Consider the following 15,415-nt stretch of genomic DNA (forward strand, 5'->3'; position numbering starts at 1 on the left):
CAACGGTAATCGTTTTATATTTCTGCCTGCACTATCGCCAGATTGGGCTTCCTATGCATACTTTCCTCATAGAAATAGATTGGCTTGTACAGTAAACGTCTTCCCGATATCGGCAACTGTGACCAAGCATAAACCGGAAAGCACCCTGAAAAAATCGTTTTAGTTTGCCTGCGCCCGAAGAGCGATTCCCTCGCATATCACCCCCTCCGCGTGCTACAACATCCGCTATGGTTAAGAAGAAGCCGGAGTCAGACCTTGAACAAGGTCCGATCAATCTCCGCCAGCTCTCCGAACTCCTTCATCTCTCGCAGACCACCATTTCGCTGGTTCTGAACGACTCACCCGCTGCCAAATCCATTCCCGAGCACACCCGCGCACGCGTCTTCGAGGCTGCCCGCAAATTTCAGTATCGCCCCAACTACTTCGCGCGCTCTCTGCGCCGCAGCAAGAGCATGTCTGTCGGCGTGCTTGCGCCCGATCTCAGCGAAGGCTATTTCACCCTCGTCATGCAGGGCGTCGAGGAGACGCTGCTCCGCTCGCACTACTTCTACTTCACCGCCAGCCACTACTGGCAGACCGAACTCATGCGGGAATACCCGCGCATGCTCGCCGAGCGCGCGGTCGACGGCTACCTGCTGCTTAACACGCCCGCAGCCTTCTCAAGTCCGCTGCCCACCGTCGCGATCTCCGCACACCATGACGCAGCCGGAGTCACCAATGTCGTGCTCGATCATCACCGCGCCGCCGAGCTGGCCCTCCGCCATCTCTACGAACTCGGGCACCGCCACATTGCCTTCGTGAAGGGCCCGGAGATCATCCCCGACACCGAGTACCGCTGGAAGTCGATCCTGCAGGTTGCGAAAAGCCTTGATATCAAGGTTCTCCCCGAGCTCTCCATTCAGCTCCCTGCCGACAGCTGGTCGCCGGAGATCGGCTATCAGCCCATGAAGGCACTGCTCGAGCGCACCCGCGCCTTCACCGCCATTTTCTGCTTCAATGACATCTCTGCGATCGGCGCCATCCGCGCTATTCACGATGCCGGGCTCTCCGTCCCCGGCGATGTGTCGGTCGTCGGCTTCGACGACATCATCAGCGCCGCCTACCAGAAGCCAAGCCTCACCACCGTGCGCCAGCCGCTGCGCGAGATGGGCAGCGAAGGCGCGCAGCTCCTGCTCGCTCTCATTGCCGATCCGAAGAAGCCGCAGCCCGCAGAGGTTCTCATGCAACCTGAGCTGATCGTTCGCGAGTCCACAGGCCCGGCTCCCGCACGTTCCGGCGCGGGCAGCAAGCGAACCCCTGCGAAACGGCGCACGCGATAGCTCTCGCATGCAAAAGAGGCAGGCCGATGGCCTGCCTCTTTTGCATGCGGTACCGCAGCCTACTCGTGGCGTTTGCTGCCCAGGCCCTTGCCCACCGCTTCAAGCACATTTGCGCCAAGGGCCATCGCCCTTCGGCTTTCCTTTGACATCATCTTCCGCAGCAATGCAAAAAAGGACGGCGGCTCAGCCTCCGGTTTGACCGCCATCGCCTGCGGCAGATCGGCAACCAGGCTGTGCAGTGTATCCGGCGGAATGCTGCCCATCACCTTGCTGAGGATGAGCAGGTTGCGCAGCGCAGTCACCGCTTCGGGCTGAGTCGTCAGGCCAACAACATGCTCGATCACGCGGTCTCCCGCGCCCAGTACCCCGCGCACCGTGTCGAGCACCCCGCTCTCGTGCATCTGCTCGAGCAGCGCATAGGCGGAGAGCACGGCCTCGGCATGCTCCACCGGGGCCTCTTCCACCTTCTTGCGCAGCTCGGCTCGCGGATCGCGCCCCACGTGCGGCAGCAGCTCAATCGGCTTTGCCATGGCCTACTCCTTCTTCCCCGTCTGGATCTGCACCAGTCCGTTATTCTGCCCGCTGTTCTTTGGCTCCGTGCCTGGCATCCAGTAGTCGGCGCGCTTCCACTTGCGCTCCACCTCCACGCCGCGCTGCGGCGTCGGATGCCCGTGGCGGAAGTTGATGCGCGGCAGCGGGTCTTCGCCCACGCTGGGCAGCGTCTTCATTCGCACCGCGGTCTCCTTGTAGGCCGGCGTATGCGTCACCTTGTCGGTATGTGTGCCAGTCAGCAGGTTCACCGCCTGCTCGCGCAGGTTTAGCGGCACAAAGACCTGGTCGCCGAAGACCCGGTCGGTTACGTAGACCTGGGTCTTCACCTCGCCGTGCCGGGAGTGCAGATGCACCCACTGCCCGGTCTGGAGCCCGCGCGCCTCAGCCAGCTCCGGAGACACCTCCACAAAACCCTCCGGCGTCTCCTCGTCGATGCCCGGTACGCGGTAAGTCATGTTCCCTTCGTGGAAGTGCTCGAGCATGCGCCCGTTGTTCAGGAAGAGATCGAACTCCGCGTCGAGGGCTTCGGAGGGCGGCGTCCAATCCACCGGATAGAAGCGCGCCTTGCCATCCGGGAAGGCGAAGCCCTCGGTATAGAGCAGCGGCGTGTCGGTGCCGTCGGCGGCCACCGGCCACTGCAGTGTCTTGTAGCCTTCGAGCCGCTCGTAGGTCACGCCGGTGAACAACGGCGTCAGCAGCGCGGCCTCGGCCATGATCTCGGAAGGATGCGTGTACTTCCAGTTCGCTCCCAGGCGGTTCGCTACATCCTGGATGATCCGCCAGTCGGGCCGGCTGTCGCCGAGCGGCTCCATCACCTGGTAGAGCCGCTGGAAGCGACGTTCCGTGCTGGTGAAGGTGCCGTCCTTCTCCAGCGCCGGGCTGGCCGGCAGCACCACGTCGGCATACTGGCAGGTTGCGGAGAAGAAGATGTCCTCGACGACGAAGAACTCCAGCTTTTCAAAGCCCCCACCGACAAAGTTCGCATTCGCATCGGCCTTGTACATGTCCTCGCCGACGAGATACATCGCCTTCAGGTGACCCTCGTAAATCGCCTCCACCATCTCGTGGTTATCCAGGCCCTTGCTCGACGAGAGCTTCACGCCCCAGGCCTGCTCGTAGCGGGCCTTCGCCGCCGGATCGTCCACCTTCTCATAGCTGGGGAAGTAGGCCGGCATCGCGCCCCAGTCGCTGGCGCCCTGCACATTGTTGTGCCCGCGCAGCGGATAGGCACCGGTGCCCGGCCGCATGTAATTGCCGGTGACCAGCAGCAGGTTCGAGATCGCCGTCGAAGTATCCGAGCCGCCGCAGTGCTGCGTCACACCCATCGCCCACAGAATGCAGGCCGAGGGCGCGTCGATGAACTCCTGCGCCACCTGCTTCAGCAGGTCGATCGAGAGGCCGCAGATATGCGAGGCGTGCTCAAGCGTGTACGGCTCCAGGCTCTTGCGATATGCCTCGAGACCATTTACCCAGCGCTCGATGAAATCCATCTTCGCGTTGCCGGTATCGAGGATGTACTTCGTTACTGCCGACATCCACACCAGGTCGGTGCCCGGATTCGGCCGGAAGAAGATATCCGCGCGCCGCGCCATCTCGTGCTTGCGAAGGTCGGCCACAATCAGACGCTGCCCGTTAAGCTTGTGCGCGCGCTTAACGCGCGTGGCCAGCACCGGATGCGCCTCGGCTGGATTCGCTCCCACAATCATCACCAGCGCAGACTGCGCAATGTCGGTAATCGATCCTGAGTCGCCGCCATAGCCTACGGTGCGGAAGAGCCCCTGCGTTGCCGGACTCTGGCAATAGCGCGAGCAGTTGTCGACGTTGTTGGTGCCTACCACGGCGCGGGCCAGCTTCTGCAGCAGGTAGCTTTCTTCGTTGGTGCACTTCGAGGAAGAGATGAAGGAGAGCGCATCCGGCCCATGCTCGGCCTTGATCTCGCTAAAGCGCCGCCCGACCAGTTCCAATGCCTCCTCCCAGCTCGCCTCGCGGAAGACCCCGTTCTCGCGGATCAGCGGCGTCGTCAGCCGGTCCGGGCTGTTCACAAAATCCCAGCCGAACTTGCCCTTCACGCAGGTGGAGATGTTGTTCGCCGCACCCTCGCCGGGCTCGATCTTGAGGATGTGCCGGTCACCGCCCGCACCGCCCGTCCAGACGTCGTAGCTGCAGCCCACGCCGCAATAGGTGCAGACCGTCTTCGTCCGCTTGTTGCGCACGTTGCGCATCGCCGCCTCGGTCTCGGAGACCTGCAGGATCGGCCCGTAGCCCATCTCCGGCTCGATATCCTTCACCAGGTCGATCATCTTGGTCAGCGCGGCGCCCGGCAGCTTGGTCATGTAGCCGGCCTCCCCCAGCATTGACTTCTCCATCAGCGCGTTGCAGGGGCACACCGTCACGCAGTGGCCGCAGGAGACACAGCTCGAACCGGCGATTGTCGTCCCGCCGTCCCACAGCACCCGCGGGTGCTCGTCCTCCCAGCGGATCGAGAGCGTCTCGTTCACCTGCACGTTCTGGCAGGCCTCCACGCACCGCCCGCACAGGATGCACTGCTGCGGGTCGTAGCGATAGAAGGGGTTCGACATGTCCTTCTCGTACGGCTTTTCGCGATAGGGATACTTCTGGTGCTGAATATCCATCAGCGCCGTCGTGTTGTGCACCGTGCAGTTCTGGTTGTTGTTGTCGCAGACGGTGCAGTAGAGCATGTGATTCTTCAGGATGCGGTCGAAGGCCTCGTGCTGCGCGGCCTCGGCCGCGGGTGACGCGGTCACGATCGTCATGCCCGCCTCGACCTTCGCCGCGCAGGCGCGCCCCAGCGTGCCGTCAATCTCCACCATGCAGGTGTCGCAGCTCTGGATCGGCCCCATGCGGGGGTGATAGCAGACCTGAGGGACGCGCTTGCGACCATCTTCCCCGGCATGATGATCGTGCTCAGCGGCGCCGTCGTCGGCGTACCGGTTCAGCGCATCGATCAGCCGCTCACCGGCCTGCGCTTCCACTTCTGTCCCGTTGACCGTGATCCGGCAGTGCCCGGATGTGGCTTCCGGCGGAAGAACCTTCGTAAGCGAAGTAGCAAGTGCATCTGTTTGCAGGCCCATAATCCTCCTACACCTTTGTGAATAACGCTGTCCTGCTCCCCGAGAAGCGCGGAAACCTGTAACCGTTCACTTTACACCGCATTCCCGCACGAAGGACATGCAGCGGCAGCCCTCCTCGGCAGTCAGCGCACTCTTTCGTTTCAAATCGCCACAAACCGTCTGTCCAGATGCCATTCCAGCCTTTGCCGCCCGGAACTACGCGTCGAGTCCCATTCCCTGCCGCCGCATCCAATGCCTGTATCCCACTTCTCCCACTCAGAGGATCCTCGATGGACTACGTGAATCTCGGCCGCACCGGCCTTAAAGTCTCCCGCATCTGCCTCGGCACCATGACCTACGGCGCAAAGGCATGGCGCGAATGGGTACTCGAAGAGCAGGAGAGCCGCCCCTTCCTCCAGCGCGCCCTCGAAGCCGGCATCAATTTCTTCGACACTGCGGACATGTACTCGGTTGGCGTCAGCGAGGAGATCCTCGGCCGCGCCCTCCGCGACTTCGGCCCCTCACGGGATAAGGTCGTCATCGCCACGAAAGTCTTTAATGCCATGGGCAGCGACCCCAATCAGCGCGGTCTCTCGCGGAAACATATCCATCACGCCATTGACGACAGCCTGCGCCGTCTCGGCACCGACTACATCGACCTCTACCAGATCCACCGCTTCGATCCGCATACCCCGGTCGAAGAGACCATGGAAGCTCTCCACGATCTGGTGCGTGCCGGCAAGGTGCTCTACCTCGGCGCCTCGTCCATGTATGCCTGGCAGTTCCAGAAGATGCAGTACACCGCAGAGCGCAACGGCTGGACGAAGTTCGTCACCATGCAGAACCACTACAACCTCGTCTACCGCGAGGAAGAACGCGAGATGATCCCGCTCTGCCTCTCCGAAGGCGTCGGCCTCATCCCCTGGAGCCCGCTCGCCCGCGGCTTCCTCACCGGCAGCCGCAAGCGCGGCGACAAGGGCGAGACCATCCGCGCCAAAACGGACGACTTCGCGCACGGCCTCTACTACCGCGACTCGGACTATGTCGTCGTCGACCGCATCACCGAGATCGCCACAGCGCGCGGCGTCAACAACGCGCAGGTCGCGCTCGCCTGGATGCTCTCCAAACCGGGCATCACCGCGCCGATCATCGGCGCCAGCAAGATGCACCACCTCGAAGACGCCCTCAAATCGCTCGAAATCCAGCTCACCACCGAAGAGATCAAGGCGCTTGAGGAGCCATACGAGCCCCACCCCATCCTCGGCCACAGCTACTGACAGGAAACAAAGGCCGCCAGCGTCTTCCCCGGCGTTGGCGGCCTCCTGTATAACGTCCGGCGAGGACTCACACCCGCATGAATCGTCGCGAATTCCTTGCTGCCGGCAGCGCCGGAGCCGTCACCTTTTTTTCCGCACACCATCTTGCTGCCCTTTCTGCCGCCGCGCCCGCCACGTCGCCCATAGTTCCGCCGATGCTCTTCGGCGTCGACTACTATCCCGACCAGACACCCGAACACCTCTGGGAAGAGGATGCCGCCGCCATGGCCGCAGCCGGTGTCACCAACGTCCGCATCGCCGAGTTCGCCTGGGGATTGATGGAGCCGAGCGAAGGCACTTACGACTTCCGCTGGCTCGACCGCGCCGTTTCCATCCTGCATGCGCACAACATAGGCTGCATCCTCGGCACACCATCCGCCGCACCTCCACCATGGCTCACGCAGAAGTACCCCGAAGTTCTGATGGTGAACGACAAGGGCGTCACCCTTGCGCCCGGCACGCGCCGCTTCACCTGCCCCACCAATGCCACCTATCGCCGCCTGTCCGTGAATATCGCCACCGAGATGGCAAAGCACTTCGCTTCGACACCCGGCGTCATCGGCTGGCAGATCGACAACGAGCTGACCCTCGGCGACAGTGCCCGCTGCTACTGCCGCTGGTGCCGCGAGGGTTTTCAGCAGTGGCTGAGAAAGCGTTATCCGTCGCTTGAAGCCATCAACCAGGCCTGGGGTACCGTCTTCTGGAGCAACACCTACACCGACTTCTCGCAGATCCCCGTCCCACTGCCCTCCGGAGCGCCGCCCAATCCCGGCTTCGCTCTCGACTACTATCGCTACCAGAGCGACGCCAACGCCTCATTCCTCGACGAACAGCTCACCGTGCTGCGCCGGCTCTGCCCGCAGCACTTCATGACCACCAACAACGCCGGCCTGGTCGACAACCTGAACCTGCGCGACCTCTATCGCAACCTCGACTTCGCCTCGGCCGACAACTATCCCAGCTTCTTCGCCATCATCCTCGCCGACTCCGGCACCTCGCTCCCGCCCGAGGCCATCGCCGCGCTCGCCGCACTGGGCCATGACTCCGCACGCGGCCTCAAGGACGGCAAGCCCTTCTTCATCATGGAAGAACAGAGCGGCAAGGCTGGCCAGCCCTTCTTCACGCCGCAACCCGAACCCGGCCAGCTTCGCCTCTGGAGCTATCAGGCCGTCGCTCACGGCGCCTTCGGCATCAACTATTTCCGCTGGGATACCGCCGTCTTCGGCGCCGAAGAGTATTGGCATGGCCTGCTCCGCCATGATCGCTCGCACAGCCCAGGCTTCGATGAAATTGTGCAGACCATCCGCGAACTGAAGACCCTCGGGCCGGAAGCGCTGCATGCCTCCTGTGATGCCGGCCTCGGTCTTCTCTACGACCTCAGCTCCGACTGGGCTCTCGGCTTCCAGCCCGGCCAGCCAAAGCTCAAGTACCTGGGCGAGCTCACCAGCTGGTACGGCTCGCTCGCTGCCGCCGGACGCGGCGTCGATATCCTCGATGGCACCGAAGACCTTTCCCGCTACAAGGCCGTCTTCGCTCCGCTCTCCTATATCGTCAGCGCGCAGCAGGCCGAACGCATCCGGGCCTACGTCCAGGGCGGAGGGCTGTTCTTTTCCGGTGTCCGCCTCGGCGTCAAGGACGAGCACTCCCGCATGGTCGAGACCCCGCTGCCCGGCCTACTCCGCGACGTCATGGGCGTCGAGCTCGAGGACTACCAGCCCATCTACACCGAGACACAAAATGTGAAGTTCTCGGGACCGCTCACCGCTCCCGATGCGCCGGTCCATCTCTGGGCCGACATCCTCGAGCCGAAGACTGCCGAGGTCCTAGCTACCTACACGGGAGGCGCTTATGCGGGCCGCGCCGCCATCACCGCTAACCGCTTCGGCCAGGGCCACGCCGTCTACCTCGGAGCTCATCTCGAAGCCCCCGAGCTGGCCCGCGTGCTGATGACTCTTCTGACCGCACACGGGATACCCCGCGCCTTCGATGCCCCGCGCGGCGTCGAGATCACCAGCCGCTCCGTCGGCCAGAACAGCTGGACCTATTTCCTCAACCATGCGCCGCAGCCACAGCAGGTTCCGCTCGCAATGTCCTACCAGGACGCCTTCGACAGCACGTCCGTCTCAGGCTCATTCTCCTTGCCTGGCTATGGCGTACGCGTGCTCAGGAGCACCCCCCGGAACGGATAAAAACAAAACGCGGAGGCCAAAGCCTCCGCGTCCCTTTTCCATGGTGAAGTATCCGGCTAATCCAGCTTCTCTGCCTCGATGCCGATATTCTTCTCGCCAGCTGCCTTCTTTTCGAAATACTTCTTCACCCACGCCTCGAAGGTCTTGCCGGCTGCCGTATCACGGCCGGTAAAAGCCAATGCGGCGATATCGGCATAGGGGATGCTCAGCTTCGTCCGCTCGGTCGACGGGATGACCCGCACAGCCGAATTCTGCAAATTGGTTCCTGTGCGGCGGTCAAAAATATAGCCGTTGACCTGCTGGCCGCTCTTCAGCGTCAGCGTCACGTCGCCGCGATAATCGAAGGCCTTCTCCAGCGCATCGAAGATCTCCGGTTCGGTCGCCAGCGACGGAATCCAGCCTTCGAGGTTCTCGCGATCGCGTCCGGCAATGTGCTCGATCTCGTCCGCGCTCTGGTGCTTGAGTTGCTCGATGCGCAAGTGCTCCTGCTGTTCGGTCGCCATGGTTAGTCTCCTGCCACCGAGGTTTCAAGCGAGCGTTTTTCCGACGCTGCGGACTGGATCTGCACCAGCGGATGGGAATTAGCCGGCTTCCAGTCATTCAGCAGCTTCTGCGCTTCGGGGTCCGGATAGAGCGAGGGGAACATGTACTTCTTCGCCGTCTCCCAGAAGCCCTTGAGCGAGCCGAAGTTGTAATCGACCGCCGAGGCTTCATGACCGGAGTGCACCATGCAGTTGGCGCACTGCGGATTGCCGCTCTTCGCGCCGTAATTCTCCCACTTTGTGGTTTCCATCAACTCTTTGAAGGTGTCGGCGTAGCCGTCCTGCAGCAGATAGCACGGCTTCTGCCATCCGAAGATGGAGAAGGTCGGCATGCCCCACGGGGTGCATTCAAAATCCTGCTTGCCCATCAAGAACTCGGAGAAGAGCGGATGCGTGTTGAACTGCCAGCTCTTGTTCCGGTTGGAAAGGATCATGCGGAAGAGCTTGCGCGACTTTGCCTTGCCCAGGAAGTGGTTCTGGTCAGGCGCCTTCTCATAGGTATAGCCAGGCGAGACCATCATGCTCTCAACACCAGCGGCCATCAGCTCGTCGAAGTGGGCGCGCACCGAGTTCGGATCGGCACCGTCGAAGAGCGTGGTGTTGGTCGTTACCCGGAAACCGGCAGCAACCGCCGCATGAATGCCTTCCATCGCCATGTCATGGCCGCCTTCGCGGCAGACGGAGAAGTCGTGATGCTCCTTCTGGCCGTCGACGTGGACGGAGAAGGACAGATACTTGCTCGGCTTAAAGAGGTGAAGTTTTTCTTTAAGAAGCAGCGCGTTCGTGCACATATATACGTACTTTTTGCGCGCCACCAGTCCGGCCACAATCTCCGGCATCTTGGGATGCAGCAGCGGCTCGCCGCCGGGAATCGACACCATCGGCGCGCCACACTCTTCCACCGCCTTGAAGCATTCCTCAGGCGTCAGCTCTGCCTTCAGAATATGCGCCGGGTACTGGATCTTTCCGCAGCCCGCGCAGGCCAGGTTACAGCGGAACAGAGGCTCAAGCATCAGCACCAGCGGATACCGCCTGCGCCCCTTCAGCTTCTGCTTCAATACGTAGCTGGCAACCGTCCATGCCTGTGAAATCGGTACGCCCATCGTTCTCCCCTGATCTGAAAAATCAGATCAAAAAACTGTCGATCGAAATGCATCGATCCAAAATTCAAACCCGGGCCTGCAACAAAAACCTGCCGCCCGCTCTTCCCTGAGTGCAACGACTCCGTCCGGAACTGCTAAGCCTTCTGGAGCGCCTTCTTATAGGTCGTCAGCGCAAGCAGCGGGAAGTAGTTCCGGTACAGGTGATACGCCAGATAAAACACCCGCGGGAAACCCGTGCCGGTGTAAATCGCCTGCCGATGTACGTCTTCTCCGGTGCTTTCGTCCCAGGAGCCATCTTCCTCCTGATGCGCCAGCAACCACTTGATGCCCTTGGCTACGGAATCGCTCCGGTCATCACCGGCCGCCAGCAGTCCAAGGATCGCCCATGCCGTCTGCGAAGGTGTGCTCGTTCCCACTCCGCGCGTTGCGGGATCATCGTAGCTTCCGCAGCTCTCACCCCAGCCACCGTCCGCGTTCTGCACCGAGCGAACCCACTCTGCAGCCTGCTGCACCTGCGGTTCGTGGTTCCAGACACCGATCGCCTCGAGGCCACGCAGTACCAGGAAGGTTCCGTAGAGGTAGTTCACCCCCCAGCGGCCAAACCAGCTTCCGTCCGGCTCCTGCTCACTGTAGATGAACTTGATCGCCTTCTCGATGCGCTTGTCTTTGCGTGTATATCCGTAGGCGGCCAGCATCTCGAGCATGCGGCCGGTGATATCTACCGTCGGCGGGTCCAGCATCGCGTTGTGGTCAGCAAACGGGATGTACTGGAAGATCATCTTCGTGTTGTCTTTATCGAAGCTTGCCCAGCCGCCGTTCTTGCACTGCATGGCGAAGAGCCACTCAATCGCCCGCTGCGCCACATCGTACTGATACCGCTCCCGGGGATTATCCACCTTGTTCAACGCAAGCAGAACCTGCGCAGAATCATCAGTATCCGGGTAAAACTCATTGTTGAACTCGAAATACCATCCACCCGGCTCTACACCACGGACCTTGACGGCCCAATCACCCTTATGGCGGACTTCCTTCGAGAGCATCCAGTCCACGGCCTTCAACAGGCGCGGATCGTTGCGTGAAACTCCAGCCTCACCCAGCGCATAGACCGCCTGCGCCGTGTCCCATACCGGAGAAACACAGGGCTGCATGCGGAAGGTCGGCTCGGCATAATCCGGCGTACCGTTCGGCGCATCAATCCCCAGCTTCTCAAACTCATCGATCGCCCGGATCACCTGCGGGTCATCGAGCGAGTAGCCGAGGCAGCGCATGGCGATGATCGAATTCAGAATGCCCGGGTAGATCGCACCGAGACCGTCCGACATCTCCAGACGCTCCAGCATCCACTTCTCGGCTTTCTTGAGCGCAACCTTGCGCAAGGGCCGAATGTGAATCCGTTCCATCCAGTGCGTCATGCGGTCACAGACCAGGAAGAAGTTCCGCCAGCTGATCAGTTTCTTGCGATCGAACTTCAGACGGAGATCGGCATTCTCGCGACCACCGACGAAGAGCTCATCGATGCCCTGCTCGGCAGGAATCTTCTTGAACGGCTTCTTCGCGTACGCGATCGAAAGCGGCACCAGGATGGCGCGCGACCACGACGAAATCTCGTACAGGTTGAAGTAAAACCAGTTCGGAAAAAGTACGATCTCCGGCGGAATAGCCGGTACGGCGTCATAGTCGTACTGGCCGAGAGCGCAGAGATAGATCTTGGTAAAGGTATTACACTCGGTGACGCCGCCATGAGCGAGGACCCACTCCCGGGCCTTCGCCATGGCTGGATGATCGGGGCTCATCCCCATCAGCTTGCCGGCGAAATAGCCCTTCACCGACAGACTGATATTCGAGGGTCCGCCCGGATAATTCGACCATCCGCCATCCGCGTTCTGAAAACGGAGAATCTCCGTCATGGCGCGTTCCATCTTGCCCGCATCGCCACTGCCCAGCAGTACGTGCGCGAAGATGTAGTCCGCCTCGAGCATGGAGTCCGCTTCCAGCTCGCCGCACCAGAACCCGGCCGGGTCCTGCTGCGAAAAGAGATAGTCACGCGACCTTCCGATGGACGACTCTACATCCGCCAGGTCCGCATCAATGCGTCCAAAACGAACCCTGCCCGCTGCGGCAGGGTTCGTGGCCGATGCTGTACCTTTCGTCTGTGTCTCCGCCCCTCGCGTCTGGTGCCCCTTTGCGGGATCGGGGTGCTCGGGTGCGCCGGATTGGGGAAATTCGAATCGTGTACTCATTCTGTCCGAAGCGCCGGCCTGACCTGCGCCAGCTTATGCTGCTTACGGTTAGACCGTCGCCGAGGTTCCACCGGGAGCTGCCTGGATCGCCTGAACGATCTCCGGCGGCAGACCGAAACGTACATTTTCCGGCATGACCTCAACTTCTTCGACCGAACCGTAGCCGCGTTCTTTCAGATAGGCGACCACGTCCTCCACCAGAACCTCGGGAGCCGAAGCACCCGCCGTCACAGCTACCGTCGAGATACCTTCCAGCCATGCAGGATCGATGGCCGTCGAGTTTTCGATGAGATAGCCGTTGGTGCCCAGGTTTTTCGAAACTTCTACCAGACGATTCGAGTTCGAGCTGTTCTGCGAACCCACCACCAGTACCAGGTCGGCGTTGTGAGCCACGTTCTTCACCGCCGTCTGGCGATTTTCGGTCGCGTAGCAGATGTCCTGCGAATGCGGACCGGCAATGTTGGGGAATTTTTCCTTGAGCGCCTGGATGATATCCCGCGCCTCGTCGAGCGAGAGCGTCGTCTGGGTCAGGTAGGCTACGCGGTTCGGATCGGGAACCTGGAGAGCCTGCACTTCTTCGACATTGGAGACCACCTGGGTCACGTCGGGCGCCTCGCCCATCGTGCCTTCAATCTCATCGTGGTCGCGATGGCCGACCAAAACCAGCGAATAGCCCTGCTTGGCAAACTTGATCGCCTCGACGTGGACCTTGGTCACCAGCGGACAGGTCGCGTCGATCACCTTGAGCTTGCGCTCCTTCGAGTGTTCACGCACCGCCGGTGAAACGCCGTGGGCCGAGTAGATGACACGCATGCCCTCGGGCACCTGGTCGATATCATCGACAAAAATCGCGCCCTTTTCCGCTAGTTCATTCACAACAAAGCGGTTATGGACGATTTCCTTGCGGACGTAGATCGGCGCGCCGAAGGTCTCCAGCGCAATCTTCACGATATCGATCGCACGCACCACACCGGCGCAGAATCCGCGCGGCTTGAGCAGGAGAACACGCTTGTCGTTCGAAGAATCGTTGGTCGCGAGACCGGTAGGCGTAAGGGTATCAATGCTAGTGGCTGTCACATCTCTTAGTATACCGTTCTACGCGGGAACGGGACAGTGGCAAACCGCCTACACCCTGAAAAGGTCCTCTGGGCTAAGCTATAGTTCCAGGCCCTGATTTTCCTTGTATTTACGAGAAGACCGGATCTAGCCTTGGTGGCATCATGATCCGCGACCGGTTCACTCCTCTCGCAATCCTTCGGGCATTTGTCGGCGCTTCGGTTGTGCTGCTCCTCTGCGGGCTCTTTGTACCTGCACTTTCGAAAGTCCACGACTTCCTCATTGGCGCGGCCACCGGCGTCCTGATCGGCGCATTCGTTCAGCTGATGGCGCTCGACTCTGTCACCACGAAAGACGATGTCCATAGGCGCGAATCCGAACTCCAGTCCCTGCGCCTGAGTTAAGGTTTGTCTCCGGACCACTTCTGTCCGCCATGACCGGCTGCCCACATGGCCGCCCCGATCTCGTCAAAGAGCCCCATCCGGTCCTTGTCGACACGATAGAGATCGAAATGCGTCCGTCCATCGACAAACCGGAACTCGGCATCCCCACCCAGCTTCGTCAGCACCGCATCCAGCCGGTGCGCTGCCCCATCGAGGTAAAAGGTATCCGCTGTCCCGACGTAGAGGTGAATCTTGCCCTTGAGCGCCGGTCCCCGGTCTGCCCAATCGGTTTCAAGCTCGTGCGCGAGGTCGTAATGGTCGCGCCAGTAGGCAACCACCTCCGGATTGACTGCCCCGGTCTCCCGGTCAAACATCGGAAGCGGTCTCCCATTCGCGCCTCGCGGTGAAAAGACCCACTCGAAAGAGCCGATTTGGCCGCCGTAGTCGCCCAGCACGCGCTCGAGTCGGGCAAAGCTCTCAAAGGTACCGACAACCTTGCCGTCCATGCGGACGAGAGGGTATGGCGTGCCATCCGGGCGATGGTAGACATTCGCGCCCGGTGCATAGAGATCGACACCGGTGAAGTCGTGGAAATCGCTCGGGTCCGGCGAGGTGGACCATGTCCCGCCGAAGACTGTCGGGTAATTCACCTGTAGCTGGAGAGTCGCCCAGCCGCCCGAGGAATGGCCGTTGAGAAAGCGGCCCTCGGGGGTGCCGTTCATGCGGTACTTCGCCTCGAGATACGGAATAAACTCCGAGATCAGCGCTGTTCCCCATGGGCCGTTGTTCGCCGAGTTGGCGAACTCATGGGTCCCCGTGGCCCAGGACTCATCGAGCATGACCCAGATCATCGGCGGCATTTTGTCCTGGGCCATCCGCCCGCGAATCATCTCACCCGTTGCTTTCGCATAGTCCAGACCGCCACCGAAGCCGTGTGTCCAATAGGCGGTCAGATAGCGGTCCCCGGGATGCTCCTCGTATCCCGGCGGCAGGATCACCCAGGCCCGCATGTGCACTGGCCAGCCGAAGAAAGTGCTCAATGCCGGGCTGACAAAATCCTCGAGCCGGGCCGAATCTTCGGTCGTCTGCTTTTCTTTTTCTGCCTGAATTCGCTCATGCGCGGCCACACGCAGTTCCAGCTGAGGCTCGGAACTCACGCCCGGTGTCCAGTTACGCAGCTGGGTCACTGCGCTGATCAGATCTCCCTCGCCACGCCCGGAGTAGGCATACGTGTGCCGTGTATCGAGCACCGCCTGCACTTCGTAATTTCCCGGTTTCAGCGTCGAGAAGCCTGCCGGATAGGCGAGGTCATCGGCATCCACCTCCATGCGATCGCCCGGCTTCAGTCCCACGACCTCTTTTGCGGCCACATATACCGGCTTCGGAGCGAAAGGGTTGTCGTCTATCTCTTTTGCACCTTCTCCCTCGGAAATAAAGATCAGAACACGCCCGGAGAGCGGAGCAGCCGCAGCCTCGCGGCTGAGCGAAACAGAAATAAACACATGCGGCGTAGAGCCGGCCCACACCGGGCAGGCTGCAACGATCAGGATCAGGGCAGGAAGCACACGCAAAATGCGGCAACGCATGACGAGTGATTGTATGTCAGCCGCTGTACCGCTGCAGAAAAACAGCACGACTTTCCGC

11 protein-coding genes are annotated in these 15,415 nt (G+C 61.3%); 4 read left to right on the forward strand and 7 right to left on the reverse strand.

Annotated features, from left to right (window positions below):
- Nucleotides 1-227: 227 nt before the first annotated feature.
- Entirely contained in the window at nucleotides 228-1,319 is a 1,092-nt protein-coding gene (locus ESZ00_RS12285) for a LacI family DNA-binding transcriptional regulator (protein WP_129208550.1), read from the forward strand.
- Between the two features lie 59 nt (nucleotides 1,320-1,378).
- On the opposite strand, the gene ESZ00_RS12290 is transcribed toward ESZ00_RS12285, so the two are convergent.
- Both ESZ00_RS12290 and fdhF read right to left on the reverse strand, forming a co-directional pair.
- Entirely contained in the window at nucleotides 1,379-1,849 is a 471-nt protein-coding gene (locus ESZ00_RS12290) for a helical membrane plugin domain-containing protein (RefSeq protein WP_129208551.1), read from the reverse strand.
- 3 nt (nucleotides 1,850-1,852) lie between these two features.
- Nucleotides 1,853-4,963 (reverse strand): formate dehydrogenase subunit alpha, encoded by a 3,111-nt coding sequence (gene fdhF, locus ESZ00_RS12295; RefSeq protein WP_129208552.1) that lies wholly within the window; start codon nucleotides 4,961-4,963, stop codon nucleotides 1,853-1,855.
- A gap of 269 nt (nucleotides 4,964-5,232) precedes the next feature.
- Here fdhF and ESZ00_RS12300 point away from each other — a divergent pair, with 269 nt between their 5' ends.
- Both ESZ00_RS12300 and ESZ00_RS12305 read left to right on the forward strand, forming a co-directional pair.
- Nucleotides 5,233-6,219, forward strand: coding sequence for an aldo/keto reductase (locus ESZ00_RS12300; RefSeq protein WP_129208553.1), 987 nt, complete (start codon nucleotides 5,233-5,235; stop codon nucleotides 6,217-6,219).
- Nucleotides 6,220-6,296: 77 nt separating this feature from the next.
- Entirely contained in the window at nucleotides 6,297-8,447 is a 2,151-nt protein-coding gene (locus ESZ00_RS12305) for a beta-galactosidase (RefSeq protein WP_129208554.1), read from the forward strand.
- Between the two features lie 56 nt (nucleotides 8,448-8,503).
- Here the strand turns inward: ESZ00_RS12305 and ESZ00_RS12310 are convergent, their stop codons facing one another.
- From ESZ00_RS12310 to ESZ00_RS12325, 4 genes are all read right to left on the reverse strand, one after another.
- Nucleotides 8,504-8,950, reverse strand: a complete 447-nt coding sequence (locus tag ESZ00_RS12310; RefSeq protein ID WP_129208555.1) for a hypothetical protein — start codon at nucleotides 8,948-8,950, stop codon at nucleotides 8,504-8,506.
- A gap of 2 nt (nucleotides 8,951-8,952) precedes the next feature.
- Nucleotides 8,953-10,092: an adenosyl-hopene transferase HpnH gene (gene hpnH, locus ESZ00_RS12315; RefSeq protein ID WP_129208556.1), complete on the reverse strand. Its 1,140-nt coding sequence runs from the start codon at nucleotides 10,090-10,092 to the stop codon at nucleotides 8,953-8,955.
- A gap of 134 nt (nucleotides 10,093-10,226) precedes the next feature.
- Complete coding sequence (gene shc, locus ESZ00_RS12320) at nucleotides 10,227-12,332, reverse strand: squalene--hopene cyclase (RefSeq protein ID WP_129208557.1); 2,106 nt, start codon at nucleotides 12,330-12,332, stop codon at nucleotides 10,227-10,229.
- Nucleotides 12,333-12,380: 48 nt separating this feature from the next.
- Nucleotides 12,381-13,394: a 4-hydroxy-3-methylbut-2-enyl diphosphate reductase gene (locus ESZ00_RS12325; protein WP_229741293.1), complete on the reverse strand. Its 1,014-nt coding sequence runs from the start codon at nucleotides 13,392-13,394 to the stop codon at nucleotides 12,381-12,383.
- A 158-nt stretch (nucleotides 13,395-13,552) separates the two neighbouring features.
- Between ESZ00_RS12325 and ESZ00_RS12330 the strand changes: the two genes are divergently transcribed.
- Nucleotides 13,553-13,792 (forward strand): hypothetical protein, encoded by a 240-nt coding sequence (locus tag ESZ00_RS12330; protein WP_129208559.1) that lies wholly within the window; start codon nucleotides 13,553-13,555, stop codon nucleotides 13,790-13,792.
- On the opposite strand, the gene ESZ00_RS12335 is transcribed toward ESZ00_RS12330, so the two are convergent.
- Complete coding sequence (locus ESZ00_RS12335) at nucleotides 13,789-15,357, reverse strand: alpha/beta hydrolase (RefSeq protein ID WP_129208560.1); 1,569 nt, start codon at nucleotides 15,355-15,357, stop codon at nucleotides 13,789-13,791. The two genes, ESZ00_RS12330 and ESZ00_RS12335, sit on opposite strands and share 4 nt — an antisense overlap.
- Between the last annotated feature and the right edge of the window lie 58 nt (nucleotides 15,358-15,415).

Source organism: Silvibacterium dinghuense, assembly GCF_004123295.1.
In the GTDB taxonomy this organism is placed as follows: Bacteria; Acidobacteriota; Terriglobia; order Terriglobales; family Acidobacteriaceae; genus Silvibacterium; species Silvibacterium dinghuense.

Excerpts from the sequence above, each read along its gene's own strand:
- ESZ00_RS12285 (WP_129208550.1), top strand. The coding sequence starts at position 228 with ATGGTTAAGAAGAAGCCGGAGTCAGACCTTGAACAAGGTCCGATCAAT.
- ESZ00_RS12290 (WP_129208551.1), bottom strand. The coding sequence starts at position 1,849 with ATGGCAAAGCCGATTGAGCTGCTGCCGCACGTGGGGCGCGATCCGCGA.
- fdhF (WP_129208552.1), bottom strand. The coding sequence starts at position 4,963 with ATGGGCCTGCAAACAGATGCACTTGCTACTTCGCTTACGAAGGTTCTT.
- ESZ00_RS12300 (WP_129208553.1), top strand. The coding sequence starts at position 5,233 with ATGGACTACGTGAATCTCGGCCGCACCGGCCTTAAAGTCTCCCGCATC.
- ESZ00_RS12305 (WP_129208554.1), top strand. The coding sequence starts at position 6,297 with ATGAATCGTCGCGAATTCCTTGCTGCCGGCAGCGCCGGAGCCGTCACC.
- ESZ00_RS12310 (WP_129208555.1), bottom strand. The coding sequence starts at position 8,950 with ATGGCGACCGAACAGCAGGAGCACTTGCGCATCGAGCAACTCAAGCAC.
- hpnH (WP_129208556.1), bottom strand. The coding sequence starts at position 10,092 with ATGGGCGTACCGATTTCACAGGCATGGACGGTTGCCAGCTACGTATTG.
- shc (WP_129208557.1), bottom strand. The coding sequence starts at position 12,332 with ATGAGTACACGATTCGAATTTCCCCAATCCGGCGCACCCGAGCACCCC.
- ESZ00_RS12330 (WP_129208559.1), top strand. The coding sequence starts at position 13,553 with ATGATCCGCGACCGGTTCACTCCTCTCGCAATCCTTCGGGCATTTGTC.
- ESZ00_RS12335 (WP_129208560.1), bottom strand. The coding sequence starts at position 15,357 with ATGCGTTGCCGCATTTTGCGTGTGCTTCCTGCCCTGATCCTGATCGTT.